The sequence below is a fragment of the Sporosarcina sp. HYO08 genome (assembly GCF_001563475.1).
In the GTDB taxonomy this organism is placed as follows: Bacteria; Bacillota; Bacilli; order Bacillales_A; family Planococcaceae; genus Sporosarcina.
This window is the reverse complement of the sequence record NZ_LPUT01000030.1, coordinates 16,884-39,039: the sequence shown is the minus strand read 5'-3', so window position 1 is coordinate 39,039 and position 22,156 is coordinate 16,884. Positions and strand designations below refer to the sequence as shown.

Annotated in this window: 20 protein-coding genes and 2 riboswitches; of the genes, 8 read left to right on the top strand and 12 right to left on the bottom strand. The window is 40.6% G+C overall.

The genetic code is table 11. The features are described from left to right. Positions 1–188 precede the first annotated feature (188 nt). Both AU377_RS14250 and AU377_RS14245 read right to left on the bottom strand, forming a co-directional pair. A complete protein-coding gene (locus tag AU377_RS14250; RefSeq protein WP_067408435.1) occupies positions 189–2,375 on the bottom strand; it encodes a malate synthase G in 2,187 nt (728 codons plus the stop codon). A 251-nt stretch (positions 2,376–2,626) separates the two neighbouring features. Beyond that, entirely contained in the window at positions 2,627–3,106 is a 480-nt protein-coding gene (locus tag AU377_RS14245) for a hypothetical protein (RefSeq protein WP_156450461.1), read from the bottom strand. A 213-nt stretch (positions 3,107–3,319) separates the two neighbouring features. On the opposite strand from AU377_RS14245, the gene AU377_RS14240 reads away from it, so the two are divergent. After that, complete coding sequence (locus AU377_RS14240; RefSeq protein ID WP_067408506.1) at positions 3,320–3,967, top strand: DedA family protein; 648 nt, start codon at positions 3,320–3,322, stop codon at positions 3,965–3,967. A 117-nt stretch (positions 3,968–4,084) separates the two neighbouring features. Here AU377_RS14240 and metE read toward each other — a convergent pair whose 3' ends face one another. Further along, the gene (gene metE, locus AU377_RS14235; RefSeq protein WP_156450460.1) at positions 4,085–6,379 is read right to left on the bottom strand and encodes a 5-methyltetrahydropteroyltriglutamate--homocysteine S-methyltransferase; all 2,295 of its coding nucleotides are present in this window, start codon (positions 6,377–6,379) and stop codon (positions 4,085–4,087) included. A gap of 173 nt (positions 6,380–6,552) precedes the next feature. Beyond that, positions 6,553–6,694: riboswitch (cobalamin riboswitch) on the bottom strand. Between the two features lie 248 nt (positions 6,695–6,942). Between metE and AU377_RS14230 the strand changes: the two genes are divergently transcribed. After that, positions 6,943–7,395, top strand: a complete 453-nt coding sequence (locus tag AU377_RS14230; RefSeq protein WP_067408433.1) for a hypothetical protein — start codon at positions 6,943–6,945, stop codon at positions 7,393–7,395. Next, entirely contained in the window at positions 7,383–7,673 is a 291-nt protein-coding gene (locus AU377_RS14225) for a YxcD family protein (RefSeq protein ID WP_067408432.1), read from the top strand. Before AU377_RS14230 ends, AU377_RS14225 begins: the two co-directional genes overlap by 13 nt. 72 nt (positions 7,674–7,745) lie before the next feature. On the opposite strand, the gene AU377_RS14220 is transcribed toward AU377_RS14225, so the two are convergent. From AU377_RS14220 to AU377_RS14200, 5 genes are all read right to left on the bottom strand, one after another. After that, positions 7,746–8,219, bottom strand: a complete 474-nt coding sequence (locus AU377_RS14220) for a DinB family protein (protein ID WP_067408502.1) — start codon at positions 8,217–8,219, stop codon at positions 7,746–7,748. Positions 8,220–8,345: 126 nt separating this feature from the next. Next, positions 8,346–9,080, bottom strand: a complete 735-nt coding sequence (locus AU377_RS14215; RefSeq protein WP_067408431.1) for an amino acid ABC transporter ATP-binding protein — start codon at positions 9,078–9,080, stop codon at positions 8,346–8,348. Positions 9,081–9,099: 19 nt separating this feature from the next. Beyond that, positions 9,100–9,852, bottom strand: a complete 753-nt coding sequence (locus tag AU377_RS14210) for an amino acid ABC transporter permease (protein ID WP_067408430.1) — start codon at positions 9,850–9,852, stop codon at positions 9,100–9,102. A 71-nt stretch (positions 9,853–9,923) separates the two neighbouring features. Further along, positions 9,924–10,772: a transporter substrate-binding domain-containing protein gene (locus AU377_RS14205; RefSeq protein WP_067408500.1), complete on the bottom strand. Its 849-nt coding sequence runs from the start codon at positions 10,770–10,772 to the stop codon at positions 9,924–9,926. A gap of 126 nt (positions 10,773–10,898) precedes the next feature. Further along, a riboswitch (Lysine riboswitch) is annotated at positions 10,899–11,081 on the bottom strand. 150 nt (positions 11,082–11,231) lie between these two features. Continuing rightward, positions 11,232–11,624, bottom strand: coding sequence for a sporulation protein (locus tag AU377_RS14200; RefSeq protein ID WP_067408429.1), 393 nt, complete (start codon positions 11,622–11,624; stop codon positions 11,232–11,234). Positions 11,625–11,895: 271 nt separating this feature from the next. Between AU377_RS14200 and AU377_RS15580 the strand changes: the two genes are divergently transcribed. Continuing rightward, entirely contained in the window at positions 11,896–12,048 is a 153-nt protein-coding gene (locus AU377_RS15580; protein WP_156450459.1) for a hypothetical protein, read from the top strand. A 173-nt stretch (positions 12,049–12,221) separates the two neighbouring features. Here AU377_RS15580 and AU377_RS14195 read toward each other — a convergent pair whose 3' ends face one another. The 3 genes from AU377_RS14195 to AU377_RS14185 form a co-directional block, all read right to left on the bottom strand. After that, positions 12,222–13,574, bottom strand: coding sequence for an FAD-binding oxidoreductase (locus AU377_RS14195; RefSeq protein WP_067408428.1), 1,353 nt, complete (start codon positions 13,572–13,574; stop codon positions 12,222–12,224). A 196-nt stretch (positions 13,575–13,770) separates the two neighbouring features. Then, on the bottom strand, positions 13,771–14,193 hold the full coding sequence (locus tag AU377_RS14190; protein ID WP_067408427.1) for an OsmC family protein: 423 nt from the start codon (positions 14,191–14,193) through the stop codon (positions 13,771–13,773). A gap of 28 nt (positions 14,194–14,221) precedes the next feature. Next, entirely contained in the window at positions 14,222–15,763 is a 1,542-nt protein-coding gene (locus AU377_RS14185) for an AbgT family transporter (RefSeq protein ID WP_067408426.1), read from the bottom strand. A 320-nt stretch (positions 15,764–16,083) separates the two neighbouring features. Here AU377_RS14185 and AU377_RS14180 point away from each other — a divergent pair, with 320 nt between their 5' ends. After that, a complete protein-coding gene (locus AU377_RS14180; RefSeq protein WP_067408425.1) occupies positions 16,084–17,265 on the top strand; it encodes a NupC/NupG family nucleoside CNT transporter in 1,182 nt (393 codons plus the stop codon). Between the two features lie 25 nt (positions 17,266–17,290). Further along, positions 17,291–18,220 carry a nucleoside hydrolase gene (locus AU377_RS14175; RefSeq protein ID WP_067408424.1) on the top strand — a complete coding sequence of 310 codons (930 nt, stop codon included), beginning with the start codon at positions 17,291–17,293 and terminating at the stop codon, positions 18,218–18,220. A 149-nt stretch (positions 18,221–18,369) separates the two neighbouring features. On the opposite strand, the gene AU377_RS14170 is transcribed toward AU377_RS14175, so the two are convergent. Then, positions 18,370–19,626: an S-layer homology domain-containing protein gene (locus tag AU377_RS14170; RefSeq protein ID WP_067408423.1), complete on the bottom strand. Its 1,257-nt coding sequence runs from the start codon at positions 19,624–19,626 to the stop codon at positions 18,370–18,372. Between the two features lie 355 nt (positions 19,627–19,981). On the opposite strand from AU377_RS14170, the gene AU377_RS14165 reads away from it, so the two are divergent. Both AU377_RS14165 and AU377_RS14160 read left to right on the top strand, forming a co-directional pair. Then, positions 19,982–20,893, top strand: a complete 912-nt coding sequence (locus AU377_RS14165) for a peptidase U32 family protein (protein ID WP_067408422.1) — start codon at positions 19,982–19,984, stop codon at positions 20,891–20,893. Positions 20,894–20,907: 14 nt separating this feature from the next. Beyond that, the gene (locus AU377_RS14160) at positions 20,908–22,140 is read left to right on the top strand and encodes a U32 family peptidase (protein WP_067408421.1); all 1,233 of its coding nucleotides are present in this window, start codon (positions 20,908–20,910) and stop codon (positions 22,138–22,140) included. Positions 22,141–22,156: the final 16 nt, after the last annotated feature.

Genomic DNA, 22,156 nt, shown 5'->3' with positions numbered 1-22,156 from the left:
GAATACTTTTCCTGACGATTGCAATTAAAATTGTTAAGAATCATCTAAAAAAACGGAGCTGTCCTAGAAGTGCCTGGCACCACGATACACTTTCAAAATGTAGTATCATCTTTCAATTTTGATACTATATTTAGTGTTCAATGGTGCCTGGCTCTTCGATTTAGGACAGCCCCGTCTTTTGTGATCGATCAGCGCGTTGGAATTTCTGCTTGGAATTTCTGTTTCGCTTCGATTCGGCGTCTGTGTAAAATAGGCTCTGTATAGCCATTCGGCTGCTCCCGGCCTTCAAAAACTAGCTCGCAAGCCGCTGCAAATGCAATTGAAGCATCAAAATCTACTGCCATTGGACGATAATTTATATCTCCTGCATTTTGCGCATCTACTACTTCCGCCATTCGCTTCATCGTTTCCATCACTTGCTTTTCTGAACAAATTCCGTGGTGGAGCCAGTTCGCAATATGCTGACTGGAAATACGCAATGTTGCCCGATCTTCCATCAGTCCAACATTATGAATGTCTGGAACCTTCGAACAGCCAACCCCTTGGTCAATCCAACGAACGACATAGCCAAGTATGCCTTGTGCATTGTTATCAAGTTCTTGTTGAATTTCCTCCGGTGACCAGTTTGGTTTTTCTGCCAATGGAATTTGCAAGATGTCATCCTGCAGATCTTGTGATGATGTAATTCCTTTCTGAACCGCTTGAACATCTACTTGGTGATAATGCAGTGCATGCAAAGTCGCCGCTGTTGGGGAAGGAACCCATGCTGTATTCGCTCCCGCTTGTGGATGTGCAATTTTCTGCTCAAGCATTGCTGTCATCATATCTGGCATTGCCCACATTCCTTTTCCAATTTGCGCATGACCCGGCAAACCACAGTTAAGGCCGACCGCCACATTGGAAGTTTCATAAGCTTGTAACCAGCCAGCTGTTTTCATGTCATTTTTTCGAATCATTGTTCCTGCTTCCATGGATGTGTGCATTTCATCTCCAGTACGGTCTAAAAATCCTGTATTAATAAACGCTATTCTTTCTTTCACCTCACGAATACAGGCTTTCAAGTTGAGAGATGTCCGTCGTTCTTCATCCATCACACCAATTTTCAACGTATATCGTTCAAGCCCAAGTAGATCTTCTATGCTGTTAAATAGTGTATTCGCAAATGCCACTTCTTTAGAGCCATGCATTTTTGGCTTCACAATATAAATCGAATCATGTGCGGAGTTTTTGAATTTCACATTTTCCCCGAAGTTATGTGTGGCAATTAAACTGGTAATAACGCCATCTAAAATGCCTTCGGGAACTTCTTGCCCATCTCGATCAAGTACGGCACTATTCGTCATTAAATGTCCGACATTCCGGACAAACATAAGCGAGCGACCCGAAAGTGTCACCGTTCCCCCGTTAGGTGTTGTATAGGTACGATCTGGATTTAATGATCGGGTAACCGCTTTACTGCCTCTTTCAAATGTTGCCGTTAAATCCCCCTTCATCAGCCCTAACCAATTTCGGTAAACGCCGACTTTGTCCTCTGCATCGACAGCCGCAATCGAATCCTCACAGTCCATTAGTGTAGAGAGTGCTGCTTCTAACACAACGTCTTTCACACCCGCACGATCCTCTTTACCAATCGGATGATTACGATCAATTTGAAGTTCAATATGAAGTCCATTGTTCACTAGCAAAATAGCTGTTGGCTCAGCTGGTCTGCCATGATAGCCGACTAACTTTTCCGGTGATTGTAATTGGACAGTCGAACCGTCACCAAGTGTTGCGTATAATGTTTGATCATTTATTTGATAAGATGTCGCATCACGATGGGATCCATTTGTCAGCGGTAACGCCTCATCTAAAAAATTCTTGGCAAAAGCAATTACTTTTGCACCGCGTTTTGGGTTATATCCTTTACCCGCTTCCGCCCCGCGGTCATTTGGAATAACATCCGTACCGTAAAGTGCATCGTATAAGCTTCCCCACCGTGCGTTTGCTGCATTTAATGCATAGCGTGCATTATCGACCGGCACAACCAATTGTGGCCCCGCTTGCCTAGCGACCTCACCATCGACATTTTGTGTGGTGACAGAAAAATCTTCACCCTTTGGTTCTAAATAGCCAATCTTCTGTAGAAAAGCTTTATAAGTATCAAAGTCGAAGTTCTTTTTATGCTCTTGATGCCATTGATTAATTTGCTGTTGCAAAGTTTTTCGTTCTTCCAGCAGTTGGCGATTAACAGGCGATAGGTCATGAATCAGTGCATCAAAACGAGACCAAAATTGTTCCTGCTCAATACCAGTGCCAGGGAGTGCTTCCTCATTCACAAAATCATATAGGATTTGTGCAACTTTCAAATCACCAATCTTCACGTACTTTTGCATAAACGACATCCCTCCAAATTAAATGATCCAACCAAAGAAGTGATTGATAATACAGAATATTAAACCTAACATCTATCATTTAATCATATAGTACAGTTTTAATCAATGGGTTCGTGTTATATAACTGTTTTAGACTAATAGATTTTTTACTTTATGATTCTGCCAAAGGAATATTGCGTGTTGACGGACTAACTTTTGAAAAATAAAAAAGAAGCAGTTCCCTTAACTACTTCTTAAAAATTTTGTCTCTTTCAGTCACATTCTTTCGGACATTGCGGCAAATTTTCCTGCGATAAAATGGCGATTGCTTTTTTGATATTTGAAACATTGATATAAATGATATTGTCTTCACCCACGTAAAATGCTTTTAGCTCTGTCTTACACCATAAACTGCCTATGACTCTATTGTAGCCACCGGGAATACCTGCTGGGATCGATGAAAGGGCAATTACTTTCTCTTCTTTAAATTTAACATTGAAACATTTAAGCGTGTTCAGTACGACTCGGAGTTCTCTCATGTTTTCTGCTGCGGATGATCCTACAACAAGCCTTACAAAGTTTTTGTCGTGGATGTCTCTTGTTGTGAAAAAGGCGGCAATATTCACCGAGTTTTCTGCGATTCTGCTTAAAATACAACTGAGCATCTTGTCATTAACAATAAAAGTAAACTGTGTTCGTAATTTGATGGCCGGATCTACATTAGACGATTTGTCCATATTTGATTTCCCCATTTTTCCACAACCTTTCTCTCTCTCTGTACTAAGGTATGGCGTTTGTAGAAAGTTTGTTTGGACAGATATCTATATTTCGGCAAAGTTTGTTTCTTCCACTTTCAAATGCCTGTATTTCTAAATTACTACAAAAAATTACTTAAAGTTACGTGACTTTATCACCCAACAGCCTTATGATTACAGAGTAATTATTTTATGAAAGCGGGAAAAACGATGTCATTGCTTTTAGACTTAATTGACTTTATTTTGCATATTGATCAACATCTGGTAGACATTATTCAAAGATTTGATGTTTGGTCGTACGCCATTTTATTTTTCATTGTATTTGTTGAAACAGGTATTGTCATATTTCCTTTTTTGCCTGGTGATTCTTTATTGTTTGCTAGCGGAGCGCTTGCCGCGATGGGAGCTTTTGACATAGTCCTTCTCTTTCTTGTCTTTTTAACGGCTGCGATCATTGGTGACACGGTGAATTACCATATTGGTCAAAAAGTTGGAACGGCAATTTCACCCAATCGGTTTATCGGGAAATTGATTAACAAGGATAAAATGAAAAAAGCAGAAGACTATTTTAATAAGCACGGTGGAAAAACAATCGTCATTGCCCGATTCATGCCGTTTATACGGACGTTCGCCCCGTTTGTTGCGGGAGCAAGCCGTATGAACTATCGCCATTTTATTTTTTACAATATTTTTGGTGCAGTTCTTTGGGTTTCGATTTGTACAGTGGCTGGTTATTTTTTCGGGAATATCCCGATTGTTAAAAATAACTTTTCAACTGTTTTACTCGCCATTATTTTTCTTTCTATATTGCCTGCAATCATAGGGATTGTAAAGAATCGTTTTTCAGTTAATAGGTAATTGCTCATAATATCATCGAAAAGGGATGTCCAGAAAATCAGTAAAAACTGATTTTCCGAACATCCCTATTTATATTCTAGTGTAAAACATGTTGTTTACTGTAACAGAGATCTTTTATCAATGTTGAAGAACGCCTAATTGAGAGCGAACCTTTTTCGTTGCTGCAACCATATTTTCTAAGGAAGCAACCGTTTCTTCCTGCTTTCTCGTTTTCAGACCGCAGTCAGGGTTAATCCAAAATTGTTTTTTATCTAACACTTCCAGCGCTTTTTGAATGATCCCTGTCATTTCATCTACAGTTGGAACGCGCGGACTATGAATATCATAAACGCCTAGTCCAATTTCTTTATCATAATGGAAGTCTTTGAACACTGAAATTAGTTCTCCATGGCTTCTAGACGTTTCAATTGAAATGACATCTGCGTCAAGATCGCTAATAGTATTGATAAAATCATTAAAGTCGCAGTAACACATATGCGTATGAATTTGCGTTGTATCTTTCACTGTAGCAGTTGAAATACGAAATGCATTGACAGCCCAATCCAAATACTCAGCCCACTCCTCCTCTTTTAACGGAAGTCCTTCGCGAAGTGCAGGCTCATCCACTTGAATCACAAGAATACCTGCAGCTTCTAAAGCCTCAATCTCTTTCCGTAGCGCAAGTGCAATTTGGTAAGTGACTTCTTTTCGTGAAAGATCATCACGAACGAATGACCAATTTAACATGGTTACTGGTCCAGTGAGCATTCCTTTCATCGGCTTGTCTGTTAATGATTGGGCATAAACAGATTCTTTCACTGTCATCGGTTGAATGAAAGCAACATCCCCATAAATAATTGGCGGCTTTACACAGCGGGAGCCATAGGATACGACCCACGCTTTTTCAGTAAACACAAAGCCATCCAACTTCTCTCCAAAGTATTCCACCATATCTGTTCTTTCAAATTCTCCGTGCACAAATACATCCAAACCAATCTCTTCTTGTAATTGAACCCACTTTTGAATTTCATTATTGATAAAATTCGTATATTGCTCGTCGGTTAGTTCCCCTTTCCGCCACTTTGTTCTCGTTGCGCGTACTTCTGGCGTCTGAGGGAAACTGCCGATTGTTGTCGTTGGCAAGATTGGCAGTTGGAATGCTGCGTTCTGCTTCTCATATCGTTCAGCAAACGGCGTAGGTCGCTGACTCTTTTTCTCACCAATTGCTTGGACCGCTTCTAATACATCTTTTCTGTTCCTTTCAGGCAACCCAGCAAGTTGTCGACAAGCATTGACGCTTTCTGTAATTTCCTCATGAACATGATCTGCACCAAATCGAACCGCCTTCACAATTGACACGACTTCTGCAAGTTTTTCATCCGCAAATGCAAGTGCTGATTTTAACGTTGGTTCAAGTTTTTGTTCTGGCGCCAATGAAACCGGCACGTGTTGTAAACTGCATGACGGTTGAACCCATAAGCTTTCCGAAGATACGACTTTCAGAATATCGGTAACAAGCTCTACTTTTTCTTCCAAATTCGCTCGCCAAATATTCCGCCCATCGACGAGTCCAGCCCCAAGTATTTTATCCGCTGGGAACCCTGTTGTCTGGAGCGCTTGTAAATTCTTTTCTTTTCCGTGAACAAAATCTAGACCAATTCCATGCACTGGCAGCTTGATTGTCTCTTCATACCATTCGACAGCGTCAAAGTATGTTTGAAGGAATATTTTTATTCCCGGTACTGCGGCTGTTAGTTGGGCGTAAATGTTTTCAATTGCTTTCATTTCTTCAAACTCAATGGAAGTTGCTAAAATCGGCTCCTCAATTTGTACCCACTCGATACCTTCCTCTTGTAATTCCGTTAGAATCTTTTCATAAAGCGGGACTAGTTGTAAAAGAAAAGCAGGGATGTCTTTATGCGCATAGCCTTTAGATAGTTTCATAAACGTATAAGGACCGATCAATACTGGCTTCCCTTCGATGCCGAGCTCATCTTTTGCTTCGCGGTAAGCAATCAGCGGTTTGTTCTCTGTTAACACTAGTTTTTTAGTTCCATACTCTGGAACGATATAATGGTAGTTTGTATCAAACCATTTCGTCATTTCGCATGCAACTGCGTTTTGATTGCCGCGGGCCATTGAGAAGTATGTAGCTAATGGAACTTCCCCTCCTTGCCAATTAAAACGATCCGGGATCATGCCGAACATAACGGCTGTATCCAGCATACGGTCATAGAGTGTGAAATCTCCTACAGGAACCTGCTCAATCCCTGCTTCTTGCTGCTTTTTAAGCCGTGATAGCCGAATTTCCTTCAATGTATTCGTCAATTCCACTTCTGTAATCTTTTCTGCCCAAAATGCTTCTAGCGCTCTTTTCCATTCCCTGTTTTCACCAATATACGGATAACCAATCGTGCTGCTACTGATCGTCATTTTATCTTGTCTCCTTTTTTCATTCCCCTAATTTTTTTGCTAAAAATAAAAAAACATTTCTAACGAAAATGTTAGAAATGTACGTATATGCCCTATGAAAGGAATTAGCATGCCAAACCTAGCATGCGAATCATGTGCGCATCCATCTAACACCTCCCTATTCACCGTAGGTTTGCAGCGTTGTTGAAATAGGCTGGTGTCTGGCTTCAGCATGGAGCTGTCACAGTGGCGGGACCGCGCCGGACTTTTGAGTCATCACCGGCTTCCCATTTAAGATCTGATGAACATCAGATTACCTATTTCCATTGCTATTCGGTTGTAAGTGATGCCTCAATTTAGCATATTACTAATAGTCTGTCAAATTTACCTTTTCCAAAACATTCAATTTTAATCTGAGAATCGATGTTTATTTTCACAAAAAAAAAAAATGCAAAGCTGCCAGTTCGATTGATGCTGTGATTACGTTTAATGAGACGACAAGAACTTGAAAGATCGTTCTGATTTAATTCTGTGACAAAATAGGATATACTAAAAAAGTCACACTACTAATCGGAGGTACCTAAATGAAAAAATTACTTGCGGCATTTCTTGTCTTAACCCTACTAGTATCGCCAATCGGCAACTATGTATTTAATGATCATCCAACGGCCGAGGCAAAACGGTATAAGTCAGGAAAGAAAACGTACAACCCACCAAGTCATAGCACGAATAACACGAATAACAATTCAAACATTCAAAAGAAAAAAGAAGACACAACGACCAATAAAGCGAATACAGCAACACCAGCTAAAAAAGGCGGCTTCATGTCTGGCGGTCTGATGAAAGGCTTAATGTTAGGCGGGCTGGCTGGTTTACTGTTTGGCGGCTTGTTTGCTAACATGGGGATGTTAGGGTCTATTCTTGGCTTACTCATCAATGTGATGGCGATCGTTCTGTTAATCGTAATCATTCGCAAAGTTTTCGCCTTATTGAAAGCTAAAAAGGATAAAGAGGATGCTAACCCATGGAGAAGCTAATGATTCCAGAGCAAGATATTTGTAATGCAGTTTGCGTATATATTGCACGTGAAAAACATGTAGAACCAAGTGAAGTAGAAGTGGAACTTATCTATGATGATGAAGAAGGATTTTCCGCCGAAGCTTTTATAAACGGGCAAAAACAAGTATTGTCACATTTAAACTTAATACAAGCATTGCGCCTATGGATCGACGAGTTTTTAAACCGGGATCCTTTCGCTGCAGGTATTGAACTGCATCTCGATGATGAAGAAGGAATCTTCGCTGCAATTCGATGAACAATAAAAAACACCCCCTGACAGATCAACGTTTGGATCGACTCAGGGGGTGTTTACTTTCATTTCAAGTTTTTATGATTGCATTTCTTTTGTAGGACCCATAACACCTGGTACTGTTAAACCTGCTTGTCGAAGTAGAACTGTCATTTGGCCGCGGTGATGTGTTTGGTGATCGATGAGTCCGCGGAGAAGCTTTCCACGCGTAGTAGGTCCTGTGAAACTTGTTACTTCTTCCAAAAGATCTTCATCTGTTAGCTTTGCCGCTTCTTCCTTGATCGCCTGAGCGATTGTCTCATATGCTTTTGAAATGTCTTGGACATTGCTTGGCTGCGGCTCATTGACATCTGGTCCTTGAACTTGGAAACCTGCAAATTGCCCAAACGCACCAGCTGCGCCGACTAAATGCCAAGCAAGCCAACCAAGTGAGCTATGGCCTTCCACAATTGCTTGGCCAAGCTTATCATCTGTTATTGCATTTATCACATTTGCTGTACCTCCGGAAGAAATTGTCCATTCTTCTAAAAAATCCTCAACTTTACGGTACAAATCCATTCACCTCTTGTATTATTAATTGAACAGCTTCATCATACACCGTTTCTCAGTGGTTTTTCTACTAATTGAACTGTTGCATTGACTTTTCAATTAAACAATATCTTTATTTTTCGAATGGGATTATTTCAATGTACGTCTTAAAAATTCTCTTGTACGCTCTTGAGTCGGGTTATTGAAAATTTGCTCTGGACTTCCTTCTTCTGCAATAACGCCTTTGTCCATAAAAACGACACGATCCGAAACTTCCTTAGCAAATTCCATTTCATGCGTAACGATTAACATCGTCAAACCTGTTTCAGCCAGTTCCTTCATTACTTTTAGAACCTCTCCAACCATCTCTGGATCCAAGGCAGAAGTTGGTTCATCAAACAACATTACATCCGGCTCCATGGAAAGCGCCCGAGCAATTGCTACGCGCTGTTTTTGGCCACCTGATAGCTGTCTTGATCTTGCATTAACATATTGGTCCATGCCAACAACTTTCAAGTATTTCATCGCTATTTTTTCGGCTTCTTCTTTTGAACGTTTTAGCACTTTTACTTGTCCGACAACACAATTGCTTAATACATCGTGATTATTAAATAAGTTAAATTGCTGAAATACCATGCCTAACTTCGTTCGGTATGCGTGGATATCATGCTTAGCGTCTAAAATATTTTCACCTTGGTAAATGATTTGGCCGCCGCTTGGTTTTTCTAAAAGGTTAATACAACGAAGAAGGGTAGATTTACCGGATCCAGAAGAACCGATGATACAGACAACTTCTCCTTTGGATACTGAAAAATCAATGTCTTTTAATACTTCATGCGTGCCAAAGGATTTTCTAAGGTGTTGAATATCAATGACTTTTTCCATGTGAACGCCTCCTTCGCTTTTAGCTCTCTTTTGTATTTGTTGCCGTCACTTGCGCCGGTTGACCGATCATACTGTAGTTTTCAGGACCCTCTAATTTTCGTTCAAAATAACGCAAAATGAGCGTGACGGTAAACGTCATGACGAAATACAAAATACATGCGACGAAGAATGGTTCAAAATATTTAAAGCTGATTCCCGCAACTGTTTTAGTCTGGAAATATAATTCCGTTACACCGATTACGTTCAGTACGGACGTATCTTTAATATTAATAATAAATTGGTTTCCTGTCGCCGGTAAAATATTACGAATGACTTGTGGTAAGACAACGTTAAGCATTGTTTGAACATGGTTCATACCAATCGCTTGCGCTGCTTCAAACTGTCCTTTTTCAATCGATATGACACCGCCACGAACAAATTCCGCCATATAAGCACCTGTGTTAATAGAAACAATAAAGATGGCTGCAGCTGTTCGGTCCATGTCTACGCCAAAAGCCAAGGCGGACCCGTAAAATATGACCATCGCTTGTACAATCATCGGTGTTCCACGGAAAAACTCTATATAGGCAGTAAGGATCATATTCACTGTTTTTAATAACATTCGCTTTGCCCGGCGTTCTGGGACGGGGATCGTACGGATGACCCCCGCGATTAACCCAATAATCCCTCCAAATATCGTTCCAATGATAGAGATTAAGAGCGTCATACCTGCTCCGCGAAGGAACATCGGCCAGTTATTCATGATCATTTGCATCGTCCACTCAAGGCTCATACATTCCATCCTCTCAAATAATTGACGTTAAAAACCGGCTGCCAAAAGATGCAGCCGGGATCACTTCATCCTTATTGTGCTGCTGGTTGATTTTTAATCGCAGCATCCATAATTTCTTGTCGTTCTTCTTCTGATATACCCGATAAGATTTCATTAATTTGATCCGCTAATCCGCTGCCTTTTTTCAAGCCGACTGCAACCGCGGTTTCTTCTTCATCCGCAACAAATCCATCTGTAAATTCAACCATCGCAAAGTGATCGTTGGCTGAAGTGGCACTGATGCCTTCCGGACGTTCTGATACATACCCATCAATTACACCCGATTCCAATGCAACACGCATTGCGGAGAAATTATCCGACGCTGGTTGTTTCTTGACACCATTAATTTGATCGATTACGCCATAGTGGGATGTGTTTAACTGACCCGTTATTTTCGCCCCGCTAAAATCTTGGATAGAAGTAGCCCCTTCATAAGGACCGCCTTTTTTAACAATCATGACAAAGTTCGACGTGTAATAGTTTTCCGAAAAGTCAATGGACTTTTTGCGCTCTTCTGTCGGTGACATGCCCGCAGTAATCGCATCAATTTTGCCTGATTCCAATGATGGAACAAGACCATCCCATTCTGTTTTCACAATGACTAATTCTTTTCCTAATCCTTCGGCAATCCTTTTGGCAATTTCTACGTCATATCCACCTGCATATTCTGCATTGCCTTCGAGTTTTACACCGCCGTTGGAATCATCCAATTGCGTCCAGTTAAACGGTGGGTACCCAGCTTCCATGCCGACTCTGAATACGTCTTTTTCTTTTTCTGTTTCTGATGAATCTTTATCACTTGAATCCTTCGAACCACAAGCTGCTAACAGCAACATGGCTAATAATGACATTACGAGGACTAATGTACGTCTTTTTCTCATCATTGACTCTCTCCTTACTATTTATTTAAGTCTGAAGATACAAAAAAGGACAAGCTGTACAAAAAAAGACCTGAGGTGAACTCAGGTCGCATCTGTAAAGTTGCCCTAAATCCTCATCTTTTCCCCATTTGAGATAGTACACCTCAATAAACCGGGACGTTTATTGAGACAGTCCTGCAGTTATTAGCTGCAGACCCAGCAAGTAATACCGAGAAATATTACTCACTTCGGCGACATTTCCTTCTCCTAAGAATCATAGCTTCTCAAACTCCCCTTAGGACTGTTAAACATCGCGCCTCTACCTCACCTGAAAAGTGAGGTTGTATTCAATTGATATGATTACTCTACAATACTATTTTCTATCTGTCAAACCAAAGTTATATTGACAATAGCTTTTAAAAATGAAATTACATTACATCAATGCCATACCACTACAAAAGTAGCACAGAATGGGATACCTTATTCTCCGACAATACGAATCGCGTCTTCATGCTGAATGACTTCCCCTTTTTTAAACGCAAGCCTTGTTTTAAATCTATATGACACGATGTCAGACGATGGCTTTACTCCTTCCGGCAATTGAAATGCAAAAGGAATTTTATTGCACTCTTTTGCGTGAATGTATTCAGTCGTTAAAATGGTAACAAAATCGACAACTTCTTCACGTTTCTCCTCACGATTCTTCAAAACAAAGTCGCAATCGATTCGTTTCAGTTGCTGTAACTTTGCTCCCCCTTTAATCAGAAAATAGCCATCTACCTGCTCCCCGGCCCTATATGTTTCCTTTTCAAGGATGAGATCGATATGTGCAGAGCCTATTCCTAATCGTGCGATATATTCTTTTAAATTCATGAATAGCCTCCTCGTCATAGTGAAAGACCCAACATACCTGTAGTCTAAAGACTCCCTTTTATGAAGTCAACGTTTTCTTTGCGACAAATTAAATCATAGACGAACTATATAAAAATGCAATTCATCGCAGTTCACTTTCAACAACTAAAATCGCTTTTCTCAATTGTCACCATTTCTTCAAAACATCGTCTCAAACCATAAAACTTTCCTATAATGGGTAGATTAGAGAGTAGCCTTTACGTTATGATGAATCGATTGGAGGGGTAATTGCATGAAAAACAAAATGAATTGGTTTTTCGGATTCTTATTTGTTGCGGCTATCGTCATGGTTGGCCTTTTGGTAGACCAAATCATTAAAGCTGAAAACGAAATGAGACAAGCGCCGCAAACAAATACATCTGAAGTTCTAATAGAGCAAGAATGATAAAAAGCAGGCTTGTCCAAAAATAAAGCATCAGGTAACCTTAGAACAATCCCGTAGTCACTGTAATTCCAATAGAGACTCCCGCTCGCTTGCGCCAGTGGAAGTCTCTATTTCTTTTGGCTAAAGTTCACCCCCGACAATACTGCAAAAAAGCGTTCAGGAAACAGCCCTAGTTAAAGAAACCATCTTCTATAAGGCGGGATGCTTTGTAGGAAGGTAAACACATTGAAAGGATCATATTCAGTTTTCACTTTTCGAAGCCTTTCAAAGTTTTCACCGTAGTACGCTGTTGGCCAGTTTCTAATGAAACGATCTGGCCAATTTACATAATCCCCAACTGTATATGGCAATAGAGCATTCCTTAAGGCTTTGATCCAGCGGAGGTTTTGCTGCTCTTCTGAAGGACTTTTCCAGTTGGTAAGATATTCTTGGGCGATCAAAGCATCCCGGTAAAAGAACGCAGTTTCACTTGGAGCGATGCGACCTGCTTCTCCTCCTAGGGACTGATGCCAAATGCTGGCGTTTTTATTTGGTGCGTCTGCTAGAAATTGTTTCATGATTTTTATCGCTTTCTTCGGAAAGAGCTTTTTAACAAATGAACCCGATCGTTTCCGATAGGCTGGTATGTTTCCACTTGGTTCGTCAAAAAAACGAACCGCTTTAATGTAAGGAACTTCTTTAACCATTACATTTATGGGGGAACCTGCTTCCAACAATGGCTGTAGCAGCTGCTTTAACCTGGATGCCGAACCAACAAATTCACCTTGTGCAATAATTTCATTTGCAGCCTTTGACTTACACTCAATTTCTGAAGTAAGGCGTTCATCTGTTACAGGTGCCCATTTTTGCCATGCATCAAAAGCAGCTTCAAAATCTTCCCATTCCCACGAAACCGAGAATATTGATACTCTCGAGACCGGATGCACTTTGAATGTAAAAGATGTGACGACACCAAAGTTTCCGCCACCTCCTCCGCGGCAAGCCCAAAATAAATCGCGATTGAGATTGTCGTTGGCTTTGATGAGTTCGGCACCTTTATGACCGCACGCTCTTACCATTTCAATTTCAAGTAGATTGTCACAAGTCAGTCCAAAAATCCGGGTTAGCATACCAATCCCCCCGCCAAGCGTAAGGCCTGCAAGACCTACACTACTTTCCGTGCCTCCTGGGATCGTCGTGCCGTATTCCCATAACTTGTTATATACTTGCCCTAGATTCGCACCCGCTTCTATCGTTGCCGTCATTGTTTCTAGATTCACTTGAATGCTGCACATTTCACTAACATCAATGATCAGACCATCATTGACCAGCGAAAAATTCTCATAACTATGCCGGCCGCTTCTCACCCGAAACGGGATATGATTTTCCCTCGCCCACTTTAGCGCATTTATTACATCCGTGTCTTCCTGACAAAACACTATTTTCTTAGGGCATTTTAGAGGGGTCAAGTTATTATTAGTTCTTGACTGCACATAATCGGGGTCACGGCATGTTACGATTCTTCCTGTCAGCTTTGTCTTTTCCAAAAATCCAACTCCTTTTCGATTCCTGTAGAAAGGATGTTATATACTATGAATCTCTTTTAGATAAGACACATACATTACTTTCATATCTTTACTCAGTGTGAAACATTCCTAAAACAAAAAAATAAGACTTCATTCACTGTCGAATGAAGTCTTATTTTTTTAGTAATTCACGATAGCATCAACGGTATTAAACAATTCAATCCGCTGATTGCTCTTCACCATTCAATACTAATTTATAATTGATATTCGCTTTTAATGAATCGGAAACGGAGCAATATTTTTCTTCTCCCAAGTGGATCGCCCGCCATACTTTTTTCGCATCAATTTCCCCATCGACAATAAATGTGACATCGATGTCCGTAAAGCCTTTCGGTGCTTCTTCCTTTCGGGTACCGTCCGTAATAATGTCTATTTTAGTGATTTGATCGAGATGGGGTCTTAAAATCATCGTCACATCAATCCCAATACAACCGGCAAGTGACCCTAAAAGCATTTCCGTCGGGGTCGCCCCTTGCTCTAAACCGCCATATGCAGGCGTTGCATCCATATTGATCGAATAACCGGAATCTCCTACCGCGGTAAATGCCCTTCCGCCTGTCCATGTTGTTGATACGCGCATATTTACAGTCCTTTCAAAGTTCCTCATATTAGTAAGTCAAACTTGTACCAGGTCCTACTGGAATGCCTATAAAATACCATATCGCAAAGAAAAGCGTCCAGCAAATGAGAATCGCAATTGAATAGGGCAACATAAGTGAAATAACCGTTCCGATCCCGTTTTGCTTTCCATAACGTTGCGCAAAAGCTACGACCAATGGAAAGAATGGCATTAATGGGGAAATGATATTCGTTGAGGAATCACCAATTCGATAAGCCACTTGCGTGATCTCCGGGGCAATCCCCATTTGCATGAACATCGGCACAAATACAGGCGCCATAATGGCCCATTTGGCCGAGTCTGCTGCAATAAACAAATTAATAGTCGCTGTAATGAATATGAATACGACGAGTAACGGAATTCCGTCTAGGTGAATCATTTGTAAAAACCCAGCACCCTTTACCGCTATTAACGTCCCTAAATTCGTGTAGTTAAATAAAGCAATAAATTGCGCGGCAAAAAAGATCAGCACAATAAATCCAGCCATTGTCTCTATTGAGGCTGTCATTGACTCTGCAATATCTTTGTCGTTTTTAAGTGTCTTCGTTACGATCCCAAAGACAACGCCCGGAACTAGAAAGATCACCATCATTATAAATATAATACTGCTCATAAAAGGCGATTGGATCAATCCCCCGCCTTCACCGCGCAATACGGCATTTTCAGGCAAAACAAGTAAGGCAATCCCAATGACTGTGACGAGTAGGGAAAGATTTGCCCACAAAATCCCCTTTTTTTCTAAACCCGTGATGGTATGATTCTGATCCAACGGCTCACTTGGTACATATTTTCCAAGGCGCGGTTCGATTAGCTTATCCGTCACGATCGTACCAATTAAAACAATAAGAAAAGTGGAAGCAAACATAAAGAACCAGTTATCAGTAGGGTTCACAATATAACCTGCATCTAAAATACGGGCTGCTTCGGTTGTCATTCCGCTCAAAATCGGATCGTTTGTCCCTAAGAAAAGATTCGCCGAATACCCGCCGGCAACACCGGCGAATGCTGCCGATAAACCGGCTAAAGGATGGCGTTTGAATCCCAAGAATATAATGGCGCCAAGCGGCACGAGTACAACATAACCGACGGATGCAGCCACATTGGACAAGACCCCCATTAGAACAACAATCGGCGTCACAAACCTTTTCGGCGCTTTTGTGACCGTATGCGTCATCACAGCACGAATGTAACCAGTTTTTTCAGCTACACCGACCCCTAACATGGCAACCAACACTGGACCTAGCGCGACAAAAGAGGTAAAGTTCGCCACAACATTGGAAAACATAAAGGCAATGCCTTCCGGAACGAGTAAACTAACGATCTTTACTGTTAACGTTTCAGTTGCCATCGTTTCACGGTTGACCCCTTCATATGTAACGCTCGTCCCCATTACATAAAAAACATGAGATAAGACAATAACTGCAAGTGTAAAAATGCTAAATATCGTAATAGGATGCGGCAGCCTATTCCCTTTTTCTTCAATAAAATTTAATATCCCCAACGATTTAGCTTTATTCTTCTGACTCACCATTTTTTCCCTCTTTCTAAATTCACATAAAGCCCAGTATACAGACGAGGTTCACTTAATTCCAGAATAAATTAGACTTTTATTCTTTTTCCTTATTTGTATAAAAAATGGATTTGTTATTTCCTGTTTAGGATTGCCCTTTTGATTGAATAATATCAGTATCATTTGCGTAAATAATCCTATTTTCTTATTTAAAAAGTTCATTTCATATTCATTGACATCAGAGCATGAAAGCGTATACTAAACTAGTGTTTAAATTACAAACAGTTGTAATGAAATTTCTAATAATTACATGTAATCTCTCATGAAAAGGAAGGATTCCCTTGAACTTTATTTTCTTACTAACAGGCCTATTGCTTGTTTTTGCTATTGCTTTTTTAGTGAGCAATGATAGAAAAAACATAAAATACAAACGTATTCTCATTATGTTAACGCTGCAAATTGTATTCGTATACATATTGATGCACACGAATGCGGGGATCGTCGCAATTACTAAAGTAGGTGTGTTTTTTGAAAACTTACTAGCCATTGCGGATACCGGAATCCAATTTGTTTTCGGCGGTATGGTCAATGAAGGTGCAACGACATTTTTCTTTGTAGCGTTATTACCGCTTGTGTTTATGGCCGTTTTAATCGGTATTCTGAATTACATAAAAGTGTTGCCGATCGTTATTAAGTATTTAGGTTTACTATTAAGTAAAATAACCGGAATGGGTCGGCTTGAAAGTTACTTTGCTGTTTCAACGTCTGTTCTCGGACAACCTGAAGTGTTCTTAACGATCACAAAGCAAATTCCACATTTGTCTCGGAAAAGACTTTATACGATTTGTACTTCAGCAATGAGTGCTATTAGTTTAGCCATGGCTGGTGCCTATATGACAATGATTGAGCCGAAGTATGTTGTCACGGCCGTTGTGCTCAATATATTTAGCGCGTTAATTGTTGCGAATATTATTAATCCATATGATTTAGACGAAGATGAGGATTTACCACAAGATGAGGAGTCTAAACGCGTCCCTTTCTTCCAAATGATTGGCGACAGCGTAATGGATGGATTTAAAATTGTTATCGTCGTTGCCGCTATGTTATTAGGTTTTATCGCCTTAATGGAATTGATAAATGTGATATTCCAAAGTATTTTCCATATTTCCTTCCAAACGGTTATCGGTTATATCTTCGCTCCGATCGCTTTCTTAATGGGTGTTCCGTGGGCAGAAGCTGTACAAGCTGGGGGCATTATGGCGACAAAACTCATTACGAATGAATTTGTAGCAATGTTGAATTTCGGGGGCATTACAGAAAATCTGTCTGATAAAACGATTGCAATTGTTTCTGTTTACTTAGTAAGCTTCGCGAATTTTGGTACTGTAGGAATTGTTTCAGGCTCTATTAAATCCATTAGTGAGAAACAAGGGAACCATGTGTCAAAATTTGCTTTAAAACTGTTATTAGGTGCAACACTTGCCTCTGTTATTTCAGGTACAATGATTGGTATTGTAATGTAAGTGAATACAACGAGGGGGAAAAGTTATGACAACGAGAAAAATTATTATGGATTGTGATCCAGGACATGATGATGCAATTGCGATTATTTTAGCGGCTGTACAACCAAAGCTGGAAATTTTAGGGATTACAACTGTTTCTGGAAATGCTGAAATCGAAAAAACAACAGATAATGCGTTAAAGATTTGCGATTTGGTTTCCTTACATGATGTAATTGTTTCCAAAGGAGCAAGCGAACCAATCGTGAGGTTACGAGAAACTGCACCGGGAATTCACGGTGATTCGGGGCTAGATGGTCCAGAATTGCCCACTCCTTCCCGCAGTTGGAGTGACGAGCACGGTGTCGATACGATCATTCGATTAGTTAAAGAGTCAAAAGAACCTGTAACGATTCTTCCAACTGGGCCATTAACGAATATTGGGTTAGCGTTAACAAAAGCACCGGATATTAAAGACAATATTGAAGAGATTGTCCTGATGGGCGGCGGAACATTTGGTAACTGGACGCCAACCGCTGAATTTAATATTTGGGCGGATCCAGAAGCAGCTCGTAAAGTATTCGAAAGCGGCATTCCGACTGTTGTAATGGGACTGGATATTACACATCAGGCACTAGCGACAACAGAGGTCATCGATCAGGTGAATCAAATTGATAATCGTGTTTCTAATATTGTCGGTGAATTACTAGTATTCTTCGCATCAACGTATAAAGAAATGTTCGATTTTGACGGCGCACCGGTACATGATGTATTAACTGTCGCTTACCTAGTCGCACCAGAGTTGTTTAAGATGAAAGATGTGAATATCGTAGTAGAAACGAAAGGCGAATTTACTGCCGGTACGACATCGGTTGACCTGCACGGAGTTACTGGCCGTGAGGTGAATGCAAAATTTGGCGTGGGGCTTGATGTTGAAGGCTTTTGGAAATTAATGATTGACGCGCTGAAGAAGTATTAATTTTTTAGATATAAAATAAGCCTGGCTCTCAAACAGTTCCGAACTGCAGAAGAGCCAGGCATTTTTTATATTAAATTAAATGAAAGAAATGGACTACTCCAAAACGAAGAATTCGACTTCTCGTTTTGGAACAGCCCAAATCAAATTAATCATTGATTCCATCCTTGCTCATATAACCGATAGATAACCGCGGCCATTTGTGCTCTTGTAATCGGTTCATTTACCCCAAAGCGTCCGTCGGTATACCCCGCCATCACGCCCTCTTGCTTCATTGTTTCAATGGCCGTATAAGCCCAGTGATTCTTATGTACATCTTTAAATGAATTCATGTGAGGATTCATCTCACGATGATAAAAACCCGCATTATAAAATATCTGTGCCATTTGCGACCTAGTTAAATTCGTATTAGGTGAAAACTCTAAATGACTCATACCATTCATTAGTTGATGTTGCGCCACTAAAACAATTGAATTCACTCCCCAAAAATCATTGGGTACATCGTTAAAATGAATGTCTTCGGTTGTTGACGTCAACCCTAAAAAACTACTGATCATTTTGGCTGCTTGTGCTCTCGTTACCTCGTCGTTCGGCTTAAATGTCCCGTCCGAATACCCACTGATCCAACCCTTTTCTACTAAAAACTCGATTTCTTTTTGAGCCCAAGTTCCCCGTATGTCTTTAAAGCTGTTTTGATCATATTGATATAAATCCCATTCCGTCATCAATTTCCCAACCAAGTTTCGGTAGTATTCCCCGCCCAAATGGTTATAACCTGCATGTGCAATTTCATATACATATTGTTTGGACGCCTGTTCATAACTCCATCCATTTTTGAGATTGCTCTCATAATTTTTTTTCGCGAAATTGTATCTTTGATTTACAAGCAAAGTCCCGGCTAAATAATTGACCGCCTCTTCATAAGAAGAGAACATACGATACCAATTATCTCTTCTTTTGGTTTCATCATATACGATTCTGTCTACCCCGTAATTCGCTAGAACAGGAATTTTCTCATAATCTTCATCAGGTTGTCCTTTCAATTGCCACGCATTGACCGGATGATTCCCCCATACTTTTATTCCAAAAATATTGTTTGCGTTTACCGCTATTCTGGTCGTTCCGTACCCGCTCTCAATTGCTGCCATTCCAATGATCGCACTGGCAGGAATACCCCATTTTTCATTTGCCGCATTGGCATAAACCGCAATTTCTTGAATAAAATCTGTTTTTGATTCAATCGGAAATGACTTGTATATTGATAAATAGGCATTACTGTTTCGGCCTAACTCCTGATCTTCAAAAGGCAAAAAATTATCCGAACTCGCGCTTGTGATCAGTGGTGTTTTTAATGTAAATAACAATAAAACAATGATCAGCCATGATGTTATTCTTGTTGTCCTTGCCATGATGTTTCTCCCTTACTCGTAATCTTGGAAAAGAATAGATAGCAAAAAAGTCTTCTATTAATCTAGCTACTCTTTTTCCAACGATTTCAATTATAGGAGAAAAACCGATCCTATTCCATGAGGGATTCCTCTCATATTTTTAAAGTCGACCGTTATAGTGGAATTTCAAATTAGGCAGACAGTCACATCCCCAAAAGATAAAAGGAGTCATTCGTCCTGTATAGAACGAATCAACTCCTTTTGCTTTTTCCTCTCATTTAGCCATAAAACTGTGATAATCCTCACAGCTTCAACTTCTTTCTTTATGATAAAATTACTCCTATTGAGTTTTAGATTTATGAAAAGAGGTTTGTGAATGATTGAACTAATTACAACTGCGGAGTCAGTTGACCAAGCGAAATTGTTGGTTAGTGCCGGGGTTGATACTTTGTATATAGGAGAAGAGCAATTCGGATTGCGCTTACCTATAGCATTTTCTCAAGATGAACTCCAAGAGATCACAGCATTTGCACATGCGCATCAGAAACGCGTTTGTGTAGCGGTAAATGCGTTAATGCATAATGACATGATTGAAAAGGTTGTTCCGTATTTGGCGTTTTTACAAACTGTCGGCGTTGACTCCATTACGGTTGGTGATCCTGGTGTGATTCATTTAATGAAAAAACATGACATAACAATCCCTTATGTTTACGATGCCCAGACATTGGTCACAAGTGCTAGACAAGTTAATTTTTGGGCAAAACGTGGTGCAGTGGGTGCCGTTCTTGCAAGGGAAATACCATTTGAAGAGTTAAAAGCAATCGGGTCCCAAGTAACGGTTCCAGTTGAGGTATTGGTCTATGGGGCAACATGCATACACCATTCCAAGCGTCCGCTCCTTGAAAATTACTTTAACTTCACAAAAGAAACAGTGCCTTCGGAAGACCTTTACATTTCCGAACCTAAAAAGCCTGATACGCATTATTCGATTTTCGAAGACAGTCATGGAACGCATGTTTTCGCAACGAATGATCTCAATCTTCTCCCTCATTTAGCATCATTAGTGGAAGCGGGAATCACACAATGGAAATTAGACGGCATCTTTACACGCGGCAATAACTTTGTTGAAATTGTGCGTCTTTTCATCGAAGCAAAACGGGCATTAGCAGGAGACGGCTGGACAACGGCATTACAAGAAAGCTTAAATGAGCGAGTGATTGCTCTTCATCCGAAAGAAAGAACATTGGATACAGGATTTTTCTTAAAAGATCCAAACAATGTTAAATAGTTAGGGGTAACGAGATGAGAAAAATAACACAAAAACCAGAAGTGTTGGCACCAGCGGGAACACTTGAAAAGTTGAAAACTGCCATCATCTACGGCGCGGATGCTGTTTTTATTGGCGGGAATCAGTATGGACTTAGAAGCCGTGCAGGAAATTTTACTTATGATGAAATGCGCGAAGGCGTAGAATTTGCCAAAAAGTACAATGCAAAAGTATATGTGGCGGCGAATATGGTGACGCATGAAGGAGATACGGAGGGTGCAGGCGAATTCTTCCAAACATTGCGTGATATCGGCATTTCCGCAGTCATCGTATCTGACCCAGCATTAATTGAGATTTGTGCAACAGAAGCCCCAGGATTGCCAATTCACTTATCCACACAAGCTTCTGCGACGAACTACGAAACGCTTAACTTTTGGCATACCGAGGGATTAGAGCGTGTTGTATTAGCAAGAGAAGTAAGCATGGAAGAAATTAAAGAAATACGCCAAAAAACGGATGTGGAAATCGAGGCATTTATTCACGGGGCCATGTGTATTTCCTATTCAGGACGCTGTACATTATCGAACCATATGGCCGATCGTGATGCGAACCGCGGGGGCTGCTCACAATCTTGCCGCTGGAAATATGGATTATTCGAAATGCCTTTTCCAGATGAACGAAATTCGGTCTTAGGCGGCGATCCTGAAGAAGACTTTTCCATGAGTGCGGTCGACATGTCGATGATTCGCCACATTCCAGACTTGGTGGAAAATGGCATCGATAGCTTGAAAATTGAAGGACGTATGAAATCGATCCATTATGTATCAACAGTTTCCAATGTTTATCGGCAAGCGATCGATGCTTATTGCAATGACCCGGATAACTACGAGTTCAAGCAAGAGTGGGAAGACGAGCTCTGGAAAGTGGCACAGCGTGAACTCTCTGTAGGGTTTTATTACGGCACACCGACTGAAGACGAGCAATTATTCGGCAAACGCCGAAAAATCCCTGCTTATGCCTTCATTGGCCAAGTGTTAGCATATGATGAAGAAACAGGGATCGCAACGATCCAACAACGCAATCTGTTTAGCATCGGAGACGAAATCGAATTTTACGGTCCCGGTTTCACCCATCTGCATCAAACGGTTGAAGCTCTTTGGGATGAAGATGGAAACCCAATTGACCGTGCACCAAATGCGATGATGACTGTTAAAATGAAAGTAGATGCGCCTGTTAAGCCTTTTGATATGATGCGGAAAAGAAAATAACTAATATGAAAAAAGC